Origin of the sequence: Homoserinimonas sedimenticola, from assembly GCF_026094475.1 — a bacterium.
GTDB classification, from domain to species: Bacteria; Actinomycetota; Actinomycetes; order Actinomycetales; family Microbacteriaceae; genus Homoserinimonas; species Homoserinimonas sedimenticola.
In genome coordinates, this window is record NZ_JAPELL010000001.1 from 2,048,107 (window position 1) to 2,063,371 (window position 15,265).

Below are 15,265 nucleotides of genomic sequence, written 5' to 3' on the forward strand. Positions count from 1 at the left end.
TCCTTTCTGATGTCAGCCGGCGAGCAGCGGCGTGATCTGCTCGTCGTACTCGGCAGCGAGGGCTTCGATGTCGCCGCCGGCGGCGACCTTGCCGAAGAACTCCTCCAGCAGGCCGGAGCCCTCGACGGCGGCCCAGCCGGGTGCAGCGGGGGTGAGCTTGGAGGCGACGGCGGAGTCGATGAGCGCCTGCGCGAACTGGTCGTCGCCGAGGGCGGAGACGTAGTCCGTGTTGCCGGGGCCGAGCCCGTTCTCGCCGAGCATCTGCTGGTACTCCTCACTGAAGATGATCTTCAGCAGCTCGCGCGCCGCATCCTGGTTCTGGCTCGCCGCAGAGATGGCGATGTTGGAGCCGCCCGCGAAGACGGGGGCCGCGCCACCGTCCTTGCCGGGGAGCGGGAAGACGCCGAAGACGTCGTCGTTCCACGTGGCGACCGTCTTGGTGTCGTCCTCGGGGTCCGGCGCGAGGTCACCGATCGACCAGTGCGCCCAACCGGGGGCGATGATGGTGGCGGACTCGGGGGCACCCGTCGACTCGTTGTTGTTGATGTTGACCCACGGGGTACTGTCGGCCTCGGTCACGGGCGCGTTGGAGGCGTTCTGGAAGAGCGCCTGGAACTGCTCGAGCCCTTCGATCGTGTTCGGGTCGGAGAGGGTCGAGACCCACTCGTCGCCTTCCTTGACCGCGAGCTCTCCGTCGTTGGCGAAGACCCACGAGATCGCGTTGCGCCAATCCTCGCCGCCGATGTAGAAGCCGGACTGGGTGTCGCTCGCCAGGTCGGCGACAGTCGCGTTGAACTCCTCGAGCGTCTCGGGCACCTCCTTGCCGGCGGCGGCCCAGATGTCCTTGCGGTAGAACACGTAGCGCGAGCCGAAGTAGTAGGGCAGGGCGTAGTGGGCGCCGTCGACCGTGCCGACCTCCACGAAGGAGTCGAGCAGCTTGTCGCCGCCGAGCTCCTCATACATGTCGCTCAAGTCGCTGAAGGCACCCGCATTGGTGAAGGTGGGCGACCACGTGTTGCCGATCTCCACGACGTCGGGGGTATTCTCGGCGTCAGGCAGTGCCGTGGTGAGCTTCGCGATGGCGTCGCCCCACGACTGCTCCTCGATAGTGAGGGTGCCCCCGGTCGCGTCTGCGTATTCCGTTGCAAGGTAGTCGCGCAGCTCGTCCGGGGTGTCACCGCCCATCAGCCAGAGGGTGATGTCGGTGCCGCCTGCTTCGGCCGGTTCGGTGGTGGAGCAACCGGCGAGAATGAGGGCGGATGCCGTCGCGACGGCCATGAGGCCGAGCGTCTTCTTCCTCGTCATTTCGTTTCCTTCTCTTGGGTGCGGGTGGTGCTGCTTCGCGACGGCCGGGCGGCCGCCACGCCTCTCGCGGTCAGGAGACCCCGAGTTGCTTCGACAGGACCATGGCGGCGGCGCCGCGCACGACGATGTCCTCGCCGAGGGTGGTCATGCGCACCGAGAGCTCACCATGGATCTCGGCCATGGTTCGGTTGCGCAGGGTGTCGACGGCGGCGTCCGTGAGGGCGCCGTCGAGGAGTTCGCGGGGACCGCTCAGCACGATCTCCGGAAGGTTGAGGGCCGCGATGACGGGCGCGAGGGCGATGCCGAGGTGCCGGCCCGCCTCCGTGAGGATCGGCTCGGTGGGCGTTCCGGATGACCGTGCCTCCGCTAGCGCCGCGTCGAGTCTCGGCGTCGCTAGCCAGGTCTCGAGGCATCCGTGCTTGCCGCAGACGCAGAGCGGACCGCCGTGAGTGCCGACGACGACGTGCCCGAGCTCACCGGCGGCGAAGCGGCTGCCGTGCAGGAGGGAGCCGCCCAGCAGGAGGCCGGCTCCGACGCCGTGCCCTACCTTGACGAGCATGAGGTCGCCTTCGCTGCCGCCGAAGCTGTGCTCGGCGAGCACGGCCGCGTTGGCGTCGTTCGCGACGACGGCCGGCAGGTCGAAGTGGGCTGAGAGGGCGGTCTGGAGCGGTTCGTGCCGCCAGCCGAGGTTGGGGGCGCCGAGGACGGTTCCGTCGAGCGCGACGACGCCGGGGGAGCCGACGCCGATCCCGAGCACGGGTGAGGTGGCGGCGGCCACGAGCTCCTCGGCGAGGGCGAAGACCTTGGCTGTGGCATCCGCCCCCGTGCTGCCGGCGAGGGGAATCTCGGCCGAGTGGAGCACCTCACCGTCGACGCTGAGGAGCGCGCCGCGAAAGATCTCGAAGGCGCTGAGATCGATGCCGACGATCTGGAAGGCGTCGCGCTTGAGATCGAGGAGGGTCGCCGGCTTGCCGGGGCGCGCCTCGCCTTCGCGCTGGCCGAGTTCGATGACGAGACCCTCGAGCATGAGCTCGGCGATGAGGTCGGAGATCGTGACGCGGGTGAGGCCGGTGTCACGGGCGAGGTCGGCACGGCTCTTGCCGCTCGCGCGGTAGAGGGTCTGCAGCACGAGGGAACGATTGTGACCGCGCGCGTGCTCGGGGAGCAGCTTGCGGCTGGGCCTGAGCTGTCGTATTCCCGCGAAGGACTCCCGTGTCATGTTTGTTAGTACACCTTACGAACAAACCCTATTGCAAGAACTTTTTCCGAAACTGGCACTCTCGTGTCGAGAGTGCTAATCTCTAAGCAAGTTGAGTCGAAGTGACTCAAGGTACAGATCGCACCCCGCGAAAGCGGCCGATACGTGAAGGAGTTGACGAACTATGGCTATGACCTTCGATCCGTTCCGTGAACTGGACCGCGTTGCCGCACAGCTCTTCGATGCGCAGCGCAGCCCCAGGCTCATGCCCATCGACCTCCACAAGGAGGGCGACCACTACGTGCTGAGCGCCGACATGCCCGGTGTCGACCCGGGCTCGATCGACGTTGACATCGACGGCCAGGTGCTGACCATCCGCGCAGAGCGCACCCCGCGCAGCGACGAGGGCGTCACGTGGCTCGCTCACGAGCGCCCGAGCGGCAGCTACATGCGCCAGCTCAACCTCGGCGATGGTCTCGACACCGACCGCATCAGCGCGCACTACGACAACGGCGTGCTCAGCGTCATGATCCCCATCAGCGAGCGGGCCAAGCCGCGCAAGGTCGAGGTGCTCTCGGCCCCGCGCAGCGAGGCACGCCCCGAGGTCACGGCGTAGCACTCCTCATACAGCAAAGGCCCCCGAGCACACGCTCGGGGGCCTTCGTCGTGCTGAGCCTAGAAGAGGATCCAGAGCCGGCGCGTGTTGCTGTCGCTGCCCGTGACGACTCCTGAGTCGGCGGGCACGAACTCCGCCTGCACCTTGTGGGCGCCGAAGCGGATGCGCGGGAGCCGCACGTTGACCGAGCCGTCCGCCTCGAGCGGGGTCGACGCCACCTGGCGGCCGTCGACGCGCACGATCACGGTGCCCTCGGTCGACTCAGCCCCGCTCGCGACCGTCACCCGCGCTGTGATGCGCTGCCACGAGAAGCCGATGCTGCTCGACAGTGAGAGCTTGGTCGTCGAGCTGTGCGCGATGACGACCTGCTCGGACGTCGCGGTGCCGCTCGGGCGCTCCGCGGCGCTCGCCGTCACGACGACCGAGATCGCGGCGCCGGCATCCTCGGGGCGCACCGTGTATTCGGCGCCCGTGGCACCCTCGATGTCGACCCCGTCGGCCTGCCACTGGTAGCTGAACTCGAGATCCTCGGAGTCCCACTCACCCGGGCTTGCCGTGAGGGTCGCGCCCACGACGGGTTCACCCGAGATGGTCGGGGGAGCCGTGTTGACGGGGGCCTCCGGCTCTGCGCCCTCCGCGGTCGTGACCTGCAGCACCGTGAACTCGCCCGTCTTCCCGTACTCGATGAGCCCGAGGTAGCGGCTGTAGGGCTCGAGGCCTGCCCACGATGCCGTGTAGGTCACGGGCTCGCCCTGCACACCCGGCAGCACGGAGGGGTCGAGTGCAAGGGGCGCCCCGCCCGGCACGACGACGTAGCTGGTGAAGTCGAACGCGGTCGGCGGGTTCGCGGCATACACGGAGGCGATCGCCCGGTAGGCACCGGGTGCCGGGTCGACGAGGTTCACCCGCTCATCGGCCGCGCCGCTCGCTGACTGCCAGCCCGCGATGGGCACGCCGTCCGCATTGAGCTGGTAGACCACGAGGTCGAGATCGGCCGTGTCGTCGATCGAGTCGAGGTCGAAGCGGGCGTACTCCGCGCCCTCCGCAACCGTCACGTCATAGGTGAAGGAGTCACCGTTGGTGCCCGAGCCGGAATGCTCCGTCTCCACGCCCGTGGGGTCGGGGTGCAGGATGCCCGGAGTGAGGCCCGTCGTCTGGAGCGGGATCTCACCCGTCCCACCCGGGGTCACCGTCACGTCGACGGCTCCCGAGACGCCCTCGCCCGTCACATCGTCGGGCGCCACGATCGTCACAGGACGAATGGCGATGGGGCTGCGCACCTCGGTGTAGCCGCTCGTCCAGGTGAGGAAGCCCGTCGAGAAGACGTCGAGGGGAGCATCCGTTCGCGTCACCGTGATCGTGAACGTCTGGGTCTCGCCGGCCGCGGCGAAGGTGAGTGTCGAGGGCTCGACCGTCGCCTGGATGCCGGGGATGTTGATCGCCGCCGTGAATGTGCCCGCCTGGGTCGAGGTCACGCTGCGTGTGATCGTCTCAGTCCCCGTGAGCGAGCCGACGCCGATCGAGGCGAGGTTGAGGTCGCTCGGGTCGATGGGCTCGACGGCGGGGTCGAGCACGTCATACCCGGCCCCCTCGAGGTAGGAGAGCCAGTCGGGGGTGTCGTTGAGGTAGAGCAGGCCGGGCTCGAAGAACTCGGTCGGGTCGACGTGCCCGGCGCCCTGCGTGAAGGGGTCGGTCACGGGTGCGCCCTCACGGTCGACCGTGTTGTAGGCGGTCGTCATGAAGGCCGACTTGATCTCGGCGGGCGTCGCGGTGGGGCGCTCGCCCAGGTAGAGGGCCGCGAGGCCCGCGATGTGCGGCGATGACATCGACGTGCCAGAGAGGAACGCGTAGGTCGGTTCGCCGTCCTGCGGGTTCGCGGTCGCGGCGAGGATTCCCACGCCGGGTGCCGTGATGTCGGGCTTGATGATGTCGCTGCCGTCGACCTCGATGGGTCCCCGCGAGGAGAAGCCCGCGACCTGCGGCGTGGGGGTCTCGACGCCCGTGAGATTTCCGGGCAGCAGCGTCGCCGTGGCATCCGGAGTCGCCGCGTAGGCGAGCACAGCGTCGTGGGCGTCGGCGTCGAGGTGCACGGTCGGGATGATGTGCGTGTCGAGGTCGGTCGAGCTGAAGTCGACGTTGACGAGCACCACGCCGATGCCTCCCGCGCGCGCCACCTCGGCGGACTTGTCGACGCGGGCGCTCACGCCGCGTTCGCAGACGACGATCTTGCCGGCGGTGAGGGCCGGGTCGAGCGTGCCCGCGAGGCACAGGTTCGCCTGCTCCGCCCCCGGGAGGGCGAGGTCGGATGCCGCGGCGAGGGGCCCGCTCACGGGCTCGGCGCCCTCCGTCCGGTCGACTGTGGCGGAGGCCCCGACGAACTGCTCGCCGTTGCCCAGCTCGACGGTGGCCTCGTAGTTGGGGATGGTGCTCGCCGCGACGGTCGTGATCCAGGGGGACGCGTTGTCGAGCGTCGTTGCACCCGGTCCGGCGTTGCCCGCCGAGGCGGCGACGAAGATGCCGGCGGCCGCGGCGCCGAGGAACGCAAGGTCCGTCGGCTCGGCCGTGCTCTGTGCGGAGCCGCCGCCGATGGAGAAGTTGATGACGTCGACGCTGTCGGCCACGGCCTGGTCGATGGCCGAGAGGAGGTCAGTGGTCGTGCATCCGTCGTCTGCCGTGTCGGCGGGGTCCGGGCCCGTCCAGCAGACCTTGTAGGCGGCGATCTTGGCGGCCGGGGCGACGCCACTGAAGGTGCCGAAGTCCTGGCCCGCGACGTTCGCGGGGGTGTTGAGGTTGCCCGCGGCCGTGCTGGCGGTGTGCGAGCCGTGCCCGTCGCCGTCACGCGGGGAGACGTACTCGCCGAGGTCGGTGCCGCCGAGGTTGACCGCGCCGAAGCCCGCGACGAAGTAGCGGGCCGTGATGACCTTGGTGTTGCAGTCATCGGCGGTGAATTGCTCGCCCGTCTCGCAGGCGCCGCGGAAGGTGCCACCGTCGCTCTTGGCGTAGACGATCGCATCGCCCTCGCGGTAGGGCTCAGGGCCCGCCGTCGTGCCGAGCGGCTCGCCCGCGAAGGCCGGGTTCTCGGGGGCGATGCCGGTGTCGAGCACGCCGACCACGACGCCCTCGCCCGCGGTCTCGGCACCGCCGGTGGCCGCCCACACGCCGTTCTCACCCTCAAGGCCGAGGAACTCGGTCGAGCGCTGCACCTCGGTCACCTGCTTGAGCTCATCGGGCACGAGCGAGGCGACCATCTTGTTGGCGGAGAGCGCCGCGAGCTGCTCGACCGTGAGGTCGGCCGAGAAGCCGTTGGTCGCGAGCGTGTAGGAGGCGTCGATCTCGGCGCCGACGGATGCCGCAACCTCCCTCTGCGTGTCGACGAGGTAGTCGTCGTACTCCTGCACGGCCTGCCGCTTGGGGTTGAGCTGTTCGCCCTTCTCAGGAGTCGTGGCGTCGAAGCCGCGCACGCCGCCGTCATAGGTGGCGACGGGCTTGTCGGCGAGCGTCACGATGTAGCGGCCGGGGGTGAAGGCGGTCTGGCCGCTCGAGCCGATCGTGCCCCCGAGGTTGGATGGTGGCGCAGCAGCGGCGGGTGTCCCTCCCCCCACGAGTGAGGTCGCAACGAGTGCGACGGCGGCCAGTGTGGAGGCGAGGCGTAGCTTCACGGAGTGTCCAGTTCTCGAGGGGGAGCGCCAGTGGTCGCCAAAGGGCGAGACCAGAGGAACTATAAGCATCCGTCTACCCCCGCGTGGGGGGTATTCCTACCTACTCGTTACCAATCCGTGATCTGGTGTCCTCCCTCTGGAGGACGAGATGGGGTGCATCACGTCGAAGGCCCCCGCTCATCGGAGCGGAGGCCTTCGACGTCGCTAGTGGCGTTTTAAGCGCCCATGCGCTCCTTGAGGTTCTCGTCGAGCGTCGCGAGGAACTCCTCGGTCGTCTGGTAGCCCTGCTCGGGGCCGACGAGGAGAGCGAGGTCCTTCGTCATCTTGCCGGACTCGACCGTCTTGATGACGACGTCCTCAAGCGTGAGGCTGAAGTCGATCAGCTCCTGGTTGCCGTCGAGCTTGCCGCGGTGCGCGAGGCCGCGCGTCCAGGCGAAGATCGAGGCGATCGGGTTCGTCGAGGTGGGCTTGCCGGCCTGGTGCTGACGGTAGTGGCGCGTCACGGTGCCGTGCGCCGCCTCGGCCTCAACGACCTTGCCGTCCGGCGTCGAGAGCACCGACGTCATGAGGCCGAGCGAGCCGAAGCCCTGCGCGACCGTGTCAGACTGCACGTCACCGTCGTAGTTCTTGCAGGCCCACACGTAGCCGCCCTCCCACTTCATGGCGGAGGCGACCATGTCGTCGATGAGGCGGTGCTCGTAGGTGAGGCCGGCCTCCTCGAACTTGGCCTTGAACTCGGTCTCGTAGATCTCCTCGAAGATGTCCTTGAAGCGACCGTCGTAGGCCTTGAGGATCGTGTTCTTCGTCGAGAGGTACACGGGGTAGTTGCGGCTGAGGCCGTAGTTCATGGAGGCACGCGCGAAGTCGCGGATGCTCGCATCCAGGTTGTACTGCACCTGCGCGATGCCGTCGCCGGGCGCCTGGTAGACCTCGAACTTCTGCGGCTCGCCGCCGTCCTTCGGGGTGAACTCGACCGTCAGCGTGCCCTCGCCCTGGAACTTGAAGTCCGTCGCGCGGTACTGGTCGCCGAAGGCGTGACGGCCGATGATGATCGGCTTGTTCCAGCCGGGCACGAGGCGGGGGATGTTCGAGATGATGATGGGCTCGCGGAAGATGACGCCGCCCAGGATGTTGCGGATGGTGCCGTTGGGCGACTTCCACATCTTCTTGAGGCCGAACTCCTCGACGCGGGCCTCGTCGGGGGTGATCGTCGCGCACTTGACGCCGACGCCGTGCTTCTGGATGGCGTGGGCCGCGTCGATCGTGATCTGGTCGTCGGTCTCGTCACGCTTCTCGATGCCGAGGTCGTAGTACTCGAGCGTCACGTCGAGGTAGGGGTGGATCAGGGTGTCCTTGATCTTCTGCCAGATGATGCGGGTCATCTCATCGCCGTCGAGCTCGACGACGGTTCCTTCAACCTTGATCTTTGCCACGGTGGTCTGTTTCCTCTCTTAGGGCCGCACCAATCCTACCTGCCGGTGTCAAAGTGTCTTGACGTCGAGATACCAGCGGTTCCGGATGCCTCTGTCCCCCGATCGGGGCATACCGGGTTACGGCTTCCGTGTGTCATCGTGGCATTCTTTGCGGAGGACTCCCGGGTCCGATGTGCGCAGACCCGACTACGCGACACCGAAAGCCGATCCCAGTGAAGAAGTCAATTGCCGCGCTCGCGATCGTCATCGCGCTTCCCGCCCTCGCGAGCGGATGCTCGACCGCCCCGGCGGACGCCGTGACGCAGACCACCGTCACGATCGGTGTCACTCCGGGCGCAGACCTCGCCCCGCTCTATATGGGCGTCAAGCAGGGCTTCTTCGCGGAGCAGGGGATCAACCTCACGATCAACTCGCTCGCAGCCTCGAGTTCGGCCGTGCTGAGCGCGGTCGACCAGGAGAAGTTCGACTTCGGCTTCGCGGATGCCGTGTCCATCATGGAGGCGAAGGAGGCTGGGCTCGGACTCGAGGTCATCAGCGGTGCCGCTGCCACCACGGGAGACCCGCGCCTCGACTATGCCGCAATCGTCGTGCATCCGAGTTCCGCCGTGGATTCCCTCGACGACCTGCGCTTCCTCCACATGAGCGTCGACGCGGAGGGCACCATCAACGACCTCGTCGCCAAGAGTGCCGTTGAGGCATCCGGTATCGAGGTCTCGAGCGTCTCGTGGCACGAGATCCCCTTCGTCGACGCGAGTGAGGCGTTGACGTCGCGGCGCGTGGATGCAGCCCTTGTCGTCGAGCCCTTCGTGACGCAGGCGAGGCTGGCGGGTTTCCGCGTCATCTCCTACCCCTACGCGGAGTTCGACTCCGAGCTGACCGTGTCGGGTTATGTCGCCTCGAGCGGCCTGCTTGAGGACGACCCGGAGCTGGTGGAGCGCTTCATCACGGCGCTCGACGCATCGTTCGCCTACGCCGAGGAGGAGACGTACGAGGTGCGCACCAACATCGGAACCTACCTCTCCTCCGAAGCCGCCGTCGAGGCCCGGCTCACGCTGCCGCGCTTCACGCGCGAGTTCGACCGGGATGCCCTCGAGAAGCTCGCTGCGGCCGCCGTCGACCACGGCTTCATCACGCAGGTCCCCGATCTGGAGGCGCTCCTGCCGTAGGCGATGCACTAACCCCCCGTCTTGGGGCGGGTCGCTGACGGATGCGGTATGTGAGACTGACTCTCGGATCGCCGATGCTCCGGACCGAAGCGCACCCGAAGCGAGGAGCATCCCATGCGACGTACCCGTACCGTCGCCGCCGCCGCGGCAGTCCTGACCGTGCTGCTGACAGGATGCTCGGCCGCCGCTTCGGCGGAAGGGCAGACCGCCTCGGTGACCGTCGGTGTCATGCCGGGCGCCGACCTCGCACCGCTCTACGTCGGCATCAAGGACGGCATCTTCGCCGAGCACGGCATCGACGTGACGGTCCACTCGCTCGCCGCGACGACGGCTGACATCGTCCGGGCCGTCGATGAGGGCCGCTACGACATCGGCTACGCGGACATCATCTCGATCCTGGCCGCGCAGGAGAACGGTTCCGAGCTGCAGATCGTCAGCGGTGCGGCCGACACCTCGGGGGATGCTCGGGCCGATTATGCGGGCATCGTGACGGCGGCCTCCGACATCGACGACGTGTCTGACCTCACGGGGCGCAAGGTCGCCGTTGACACTCTCGGCACGACCAACGAGGTCGTCGTGCGCGCGGCAGTCGACGCTGCCGGCGGCAATTCCTCCACCATGACCCTCGAGGCCATCCCCTTCATCAATGCCCGGAAGGCGATAGAGGGGGGAATGGTCACGGCCGCTCTCATGGTCGAGCCGTATCTCACCGCCGCGCGGCTGGATGGTCTGCGCATCATCTCGCACCCCTACGCGGAGTTCGACGAGAAGCTGACCGTCTCCGGCTACTTCACCTCCACGGCGACGGCGAGCGAGAGGTCCGACGTCGTCGAATCGTTCGTCGCGGCGCTCGCGGAGTCCTTCGAGGCGGCCGAGAGCAATGACAACGCTGTGCGCACCAACATCAGCACCTTCCTGTCCTCGGATGCCCGGGTGCGCACACGGCTGATCCTTCCCGCGTTCTCGACGGAGATCGACCGCGACGCCGCGCAGGCGCTCGCCGACTCCGCGCTGGAGTACGGCCTCATTGCCAGGGCCCCTGACCTGGGCGCCCTGCTTCCCTAGCTTCTTCACTCCTCGTTCACCGCAGCTCCATCGCCGCGTCGAGCGGAACTGGGAGGGTGGCGCGGCGCGGACTGTCGCGCCTCGACCCCAGGAGCTGCTTTGCCTAAGAACGTCCCTGGCGCCGTCGCCGGTGCCCTCGCCGTGACCCTTGTCCTCTCCGGCTGCGGCCCGAGCCCTGCGGGGGCGAGCAGTCCCGTCGCCGTCACCGTCGGGGTCATGCCCGGGGCGGATCTCGCACCCCTCTATCTCGGCCTTGAGCAGGGTTTCTTCGCAGAGGAGGGCATCACCCTCCGCATCGACTCCCTCGCTCCCTCGACGACGGGCATCGTGTCAGCTGTCGAGCAGGGCAGCTACGACTTCGGCTACGCCGACATCCTCTCCGTGCTCGAGGCGGCCGAGGAGGGGAGGGAGGTCACAGTTGTGAGCGGTGCCGCCGCGACATCCGGCAATATCCTTGGCGACTACACGGCCCTCATGGTCCCCGCCGCCTCGGAGATCACGACGCTCGCCGATCTCGCGGGGCGACGCGTCGGCGTCGAAGCGCTGGGGGCCACCAACCACGTCGTGCTCGCCGCCATCCTGGAGGCGGAAGGGGCCGACCCGGCGTCCATCGACTGGCAGACGGTGCCCTACCTCGATGCGAGTGAGTCGCTCGCGGCGGGCACGGTCGACGCTGCTGTCATCGTCGAGCCCTTCGCGACGGCCGGCAAGATCGACGGGATGACCGCTATCGCCTATCCGCACGCCGAGTTCGCGGCGAACCTCACGGTGACGGGCTACTTCACCTCGGTGGCGACGGCCGAGGGCGACCCCGGGCTTGTGGAGCGTTTCGCGGCGGCGGTCGCCCGCTCCCTCGGCTACGCGACAGAGCACCAGACCGAGACCCGCGACCACATCGCGGCGACGATTGCAGCGCACTCCCAGGTCCGCACCCGCGTGCAGCTGCCGACGTTCACCGCCGAGGTCGACCGCGACGCGGTCGAGCTGCTCGTCGAGGCTGCAGTCGCGCAGGGCAGACTTCAGTCGACGGATGTTCTCGATCTGGCCCTTCCGGCAGGCGACTAGCCCCGCGCCTCCTGCATGAGCCCCAGTCGTAGGGCGCACTGCAGCACGAAGGAGTCGCGCGCCGCCGTGGGGTCGAGACCGGTCACCTCGGCGATGCGCTTGAGGCGGTAGCGCACCGTGTTGGGGTGCACATCGAGCCGCCGGGCTGCGACCTCCACAGCGCCACCCGCCTCGACGAAGCGGCGAGCCGTCTCCAGGAGCGGCTGGCGTGCCTTGCGCAAGGGCGTGTAGGCGCGCTCGACGAGCGCGGCGCGCGCGAGGTCATCGCCCGCGAGTGCCCGCTCCGGCAGAAGATCGTCCGCCTCGATGACGCGGGTGGTCGCATCGCTTGCAGCGACGACATCCGCCGCGACGGATGCTGCCGCAAGCGAGCGCCACGCCTCCGTCATGTCGGCGACGGCGGGGCCGGCGAGCACGGGTCCGGCTCCGAAGCCGTCGGCGATGGCGGCGACGACACCCCGGATGTCATCGGCCTCGTGTCCCTCGACGACGGAGGCGATCGCGACGAGGCGATCCTCCCACGTCCCCACGAGCACGTCAGCGCCCGCGTCCCAGGCGAGACGGCGCAGCCGGTCGGTGTCGCCATCCTCAGGCAGGGCGCCGATGGCGGCGACAACGGAACCGTAGCCGCGCCATCCGACGGCCCGAATGCGCTGGTGAAGCGAGTCGCTGAGGGGACCGCGGGAGGCGGCGTCGACGACGTACTGCTCGAGCCTGCGCTCCCAGAGCCCGCTTCCGTCACCGACTGTCGCGTAGAGCTCTGCGGCGGCGAACGCCAGCTGGCGGGAGAAGACGACGCTCGCCTCGCGCTCGCGGGCGGTCGCGACGGTCTCCTCGACGACAGAGGAGGTGACCCGCATGAGCTGCAGCGTCTGCTGCAGGGTCACGGAGCGCACGAGTTCGCGCGGCGCGACCGCGAACATCTCCATGGGGTCGGCAGAGTCGGGATCTCTGAAGTAGGCCTGGAACGATCGGATGCCCGCCTGTGTCACCCGGTCGAGCACGGCCACGCGCCGGGCCGGCATCTCTCGGAGCCATGGCAGGCTGTTCTGGGCTCGCTCGATAGCGCGCGCAGAGAGCGCGCCGGCATCGAGCTGGGTGCTGAACGCAAGCCGATCGTTCGGCCCGGCGCTCACCGGATGCAGAAGCTGCGACATCGAAGACCTCCCGCCGGGCAAACCGACTAGACGGTATGTTATAGCCTTCCGGGGATGAAAGAGAAGGGGTTACGAATGCCTGAGGCAAAGGTGGCGATCCGCTGGGGCGACATGGACTCCTACGGCCACGTCAACAACGTGTTCTTCGTGCGCTATCTGGAGGACACGCGCTTCGCGATCTTCTCGCCGCCGCTCGGGGATGCCGCGGCCGAGGGCGTCGACCCGGGGCTCAGCGTCTTCGATCTCTTCCCGGAGGGGTCGAACGGTCTCGTCGCGGGCCACCGCATCGAATACCGCGCCCCCCTGAACTACCGCGCCGAACCGCTCACCGTGCGCCTGTGGGTCACCCGCGTGGGTGGTTCGAGCGTCGATCTGGGCTACGAGCTGGGCGAGGCGGACGGCTCGACGGTCTACGCGGTCGCGAGCACGACCCTCGTCATGGTTGACACGGCCACGGGGCGGCCGAGCCCGATCTCCGATGATCTGCGCGCCACGTTCTCCCAGTGGCTGGGCGAGCCCGTCCCTTTCCGCTAGCTGGCTACCTAGCCCTCCCCGAGCGCCGCGTCGAATGCCGCGAGGTAGGCGTCACTGCGGGGGGAGCCGATGATGCCTGCCGACATCCGATTCATGACGTAGGCGAAGGTGGCGCCGCGCCCCACGTCGTTGACGATGAGTGAGCCTCCCCAGCCACCCCAGTAGGCGAGCCGGTCGCGCTGAGGGATCGCCGGCTGGCCGGGGCTCGGGAGCGCGTAGCCGATGCCGAAGCGCAGGTGCTGGAACAGTACGAGGTCGAGGCCGTTCGAGCGCTCCTCGAAGATGCGCTCGATCGTTTCGGGGGAGAGCAGACGCACGCCGTCGACCTCGCCGCCATTCGTGATGACGGATTGGATGCGCGCGACGGAGCGTGCGTTGCCGTGGCCGCCGGCCGCCCCGATCTCCGCGCGACGCCACTCGTCGCTCCAGGTGGCGGTCGCGTCGAGCACGGGCGCCACGAAGGTGCGGACGGCGGGATGCTCCGGCGGCAGCTGTGAGAGGTCGAGCTGCGCGGGCGGCGGCGGCACCACGGGGCTCACGCGTTTCGCGTCGCTCGGCGCGAGACCGATGTGGAAGTCCGCGCCCAGGGGCCGCGCGATCTCGTCGCGCACGAAGGCGCCGAGACTCTTGCCCGTCACTCGACGCACGATCTCGCCGAGCAGGTGACCGTAGTTGAGCAGGTGGTAGCCGGATGCCGTGCCCGGCTCCCACCACGGCTCCTGCACGGCAAGCGCCGCCGCGGCCCTCGCGTGGTCGAACATGTCCTCCGTGACGAAGGGAGGCGCCCATCCGCTCACGCCCGAGGTGTGGGACATGACCTGTGCGACCGTGATGTCGGCCTTGCCGTTCTGCGCGAATTCGGGCCAGTATCGGGCGACCGGGGCCTCAAGGTCGACCTCCCCGCGATCCACCAGCATGAGTACGGCGAGCGCCGTGACGGTCTTGGTCGTGGACCACACGTTGGTGATGGTGTCGCGCTCCCACTCGGTGCTGCGCGCCTCGTCGGCCCAACCGCCCCATAGGTCGATCACGGGTTCGCCGTCGATCGTGGCCGAAATCGAGGCGCCGAGCTCTTCCCCGCTTTCGAGTCGTCGCTCGAACTCTTCGCGGACAGGGTCGAAGCGTGGGTCGTTGTCGCCGTGCACGACCGCCTTGCTTGTGGGCGCGATGTCACTCATTCGAAGCTCCTTTGCATCGTGAGGAATTCGGTACAGAAATCTCTTGCGGCGCACGGTAGTGATGCCTGTAGGGTGAACATACCAACTGGTCGGTTCTGAATCCAGAGCCGACCTCGCAGGAGTCACGAGGGAGTGAACGTGGGTCGATTCGACGGCACGACGGCGCTGGTCACCGGCGCAAGTCGAGGCATCGGTCTGGCAATCGCCGAGCGCATCGTCGCCGACGGCGGGCGTGTCGTGATCACGGCACGCGGGCAGGAGCAGCTGGATGCTGCCGTCGAGAGCCTGGGCGGGCCGGATGTCGCGATCGGCGTTGCGGGCAAAGCCGACGACCCTGCACACCGCGCCGAGGTCTTCGAGCGTATCGCCACACTCGGCGGCCTCGACTTCCTCGTCAACAACGCGGGCATCAACCCCGCATACGGGCCGGCCCTCGAGATTGAGGACTCCGTGGTCCGCAAGATCCTCGACGTCAACGTCGTCGGCGCCCTCGCCTGGAGCCGAGACGCGGTCGCAGCCGGCCTGCGCAATTCGATCGTCAACATCTCATCGATCTCGGCGCTCGGGGCATCCCCCGGCATCGCGTTCTACGGCGTCTCAAAGGCGGCGCTCATCTCCCTGACCACGCAGCTGGCGCACGAGCTTGCGCCGAGCATCCGCGTCAATGCGGTCGCTCCGGCTGTCATCAAGACCGACTTCGCCAAAGCCCTCTATGAGGGGCGCGAGGCGGAGGTCGTGGCCGACTATCCGCTCGGTCGCCTCGGGCACCCCGACGATGTCGCGGGCCCCGTCACCTTCCTTCTCTCCCAGGATGCCGCGTGGATCACCGGCCAGACCATCGTGATCGACGGCGGGGGCTCCCTCGCTTCCGTGGGATAGGCCGCGTGGG

At 68.4% G+C, this 15,265-nt stretch carries 12 protein-coding genes; 6 read left to right on the plus strand and 6 right to left on the minus strand.

What is annotated here, in order from left to right:
* Window positions 1-12 precede the first annotated feature (12 nt).
* On the minus strand, window positions 13-1,305 hold the full coding sequence (locus tag OH146_RS09805; RefSeq protein ID WP_265159910.1) for an extracellular solute-binding protein: 1,293 nt from the start codon (window positions 1,303-1,305) through the stop codon (window positions 13-15).
* Window positions 1,306-1,375: 70 nt separating this feature from the next.
* Window positions 1,376-2,524: an ROK family transcriptional regulator gene (locus tag OH146_RS09810; protein WP_265159913.1), complete on the minus strand. Its 1,149-nt coding sequence runs from the start codon at window positions 2,522-2,524 to the stop codon at window positions 1,376-1,378.
* Between the two features lie 163 nt (window positions 2,525-2,687).
* On the opposite strand from OH146_RS09810, the gene OH146_RS09815 reads away from it, so the two are divergent.
* Window positions 2,688-3,119, plus strand: a complete 432-nt coding sequence (locus tag OH146_RS09815; protein WP_265159915.1) for an Hsp20/alpha crystallin family protein — start codon at window positions 2,688-2,690, stop codon at window positions 3,117-3,119.
* 59 nt (window positions 3,120-3,178) lie between these two features.
* Here the strand turns inward: OH146_RS09815 and OH146_RS09820 are convergent, their stop codons facing one another.
* Together OH146_RS09820 and OH146_RS09825 are read right to left on the minus strand one after the other, a co-directional pair.
* On the minus strand, window positions 3,179-6,778 hold the full coding sequence (locus OH146_RS09820) for a S8 family serine peptidase (RefSeq protein ID WP_265159918.1): 3,600 nt from the start codon (window positions 6,776-6,778) through the stop codon (window positions 3,179-3,181).
* 215 nt (window positions 6,779-6,993) lie between these two features.
* Window positions 6,994-8,211 carry an NADP-dependent isocitrate dehydrogenase gene (locus OH146_RS09825; RefSeq protein ID WP_265159920.1) on the minus strand — a complete coding sequence of 406 codons (1,218 nt, stop codon included), beginning with the start codon at window positions 8,209-8,211 and terminating at the stop codon, window positions 6,994-6,996.
* Window positions 8,212-8,423: 212 nt separating this feature from the next.
* Between OH146_RS09825 and OH146_RS09830 the strand changes: the two genes are divergently transcribed.
* The 3 genes from OH146_RS09830 (at window position 8,424) to OH146_RS09840 (ending at window position 11,507) form a co-directional block, all read left to right on the plus strand.
* Window positions 8,424-9,377 (plus strand): ABC transporter substrate-binding protein, encoded by a 954-nt coding sequence (locus OH146_RS09830; protein WP_265159922.1) that lies wholly within the window; start codon window positions 8,424-8,426, stop codon window positions 9,375-9,377.
* 114 nt (window positions 9,378-9,491) lie between these two features.
* Entirely contained in the window at window positions 9,492-10,442 is a 951-nt protein-coding gene (locus tag OH146_RS09835) for an ABC transporter substrate-binding protein (protein ID WP_265159925.1), read from the plus strand.
* A 99-nt stretch (window positions 10,443-10,541) separates the two neighbouring features.
* Window positions 10,542-11,507: an ABC transporter substrate-binding protein gene (locus tag OH146_RS09840; RefSeq protein WP_265159927.1), complete on the plus strand. Its 966-nt coding sequence runs from the start codon at window positions 10,542-10,544 to the stop codon at window positions 11,505-11,507.
* On the opposite strand, the gene OH146_RS09845 is transcribed toward OH146_RS09840, so the two are convergent.
* The gene (locus tag OH146_RS09845) at window positions 11,504-12,664 is read right to left on the minus strand and encodes a PucR family transcriptional regulator (protein ID WP_265159929.1); all 1,161 of its coding nucleotides are present in this window, start codon (window positions 12,662-12,664) and stop codon (window positions 11,504-11,506) included. The genes OH146_RS09840 and OH146_RS09845 overlap by 4 nt on opposite strands.
* 75 nt (window positions 12,665-12,739) lie before the next feature.
* Between OH146_RS09845 and OH146_RS09850 the strand changes: the two genes are divergently transcribed.
* Entirely contained in the window at window positions 12,740-13,198 is a 459-nt protein-coding gene (locus OH146_RS09850; protein ID WP_265159932.1) for an acyl-CoA thioesterase, read from the plus strand.
* An 8-nt stretch (window positions 13,199-13,206) separates the two neighbouring features.
* Here OH146_RS09850 and OH146_RS09855 read toward each other — a convergent pair whose 3' ends face one another.
* Entirely contained in the window at window positions 13,207-14,376 is a 1,170-nt protein-coding gene (locus tag OH146_RS09855; RefSeq protein WP_265159934.1) for a serine hydrolase domain-containing protein, read from the minus strand.
* Between the two features lie 132 nt (window positions 14,377-14,508).
* On the opposite strand from OH146_RS09855, the gene OH146_RS09860 reads away from it, so the two are divergent.
* Window positions 14,509-15,255: an SDR family oxidoreductase gene (locus OH146_RS09860; RefSeq protein WP_265159937.1), complete on the plus strand. Its 747-nt coding sequence runs from the start codon at window positions 14,509-14,511 to the stop codon at window positions 15,253-15,255.
* Window positions 15,256-15,265 lie beyond the last annotated feature (10 nt).

Coding starts and splice junctions, on each gene's coding strand:
- OH146_RS09855 (WP_265159934.1), bottom strand. CDS start 14,376: ATGAGTGACATCGCGCCCACAAGCAAGGCGGTCGTGCACGGCGACAAC.
- OH146_RS09835 (WP_265159925.1), top strand. CDS start 9,492: ATGCGACGTACCCGTACCGTCGCCGCCGCCGCGGCAGTCCTGACCGTG.
- OH146_RS09815 (WP_265159915.1), top strand. CDS start 2,688: ATGGCTATGACCTTCGATCCGTTCCGTGAACTGGACCGCGTTGCCGCA.
- OH146_RS09850 (WP_265159932.1), top strand. CDS start 12,740: ATGCCTGAGGCAAAGGTGGCGATCCGCTGGGGCGACATGGACTCCTAC.
- OH146_RS09845 (WP_265159929.1), bottom strand. CDS start 12,664: ATGTCGCAGCTTCTGCATCCGGTGAGCGCCGGGCCGAACGATCGGCTT.
- OH146_RS09805 (WP_265159910.1), bottom strand. CDS start 1,305: ATGACGAGGAAGAAGACGCTCGGCCTCATGGCCGTCGCGACGGCATCC.
- OH146_RS09810 (WP_265159913.1), bottom strand. CDS start 2,524: ATGACACGGGAGTCCTTCGCGGGAATACGACAGCTCAGGCCCAGCCGC.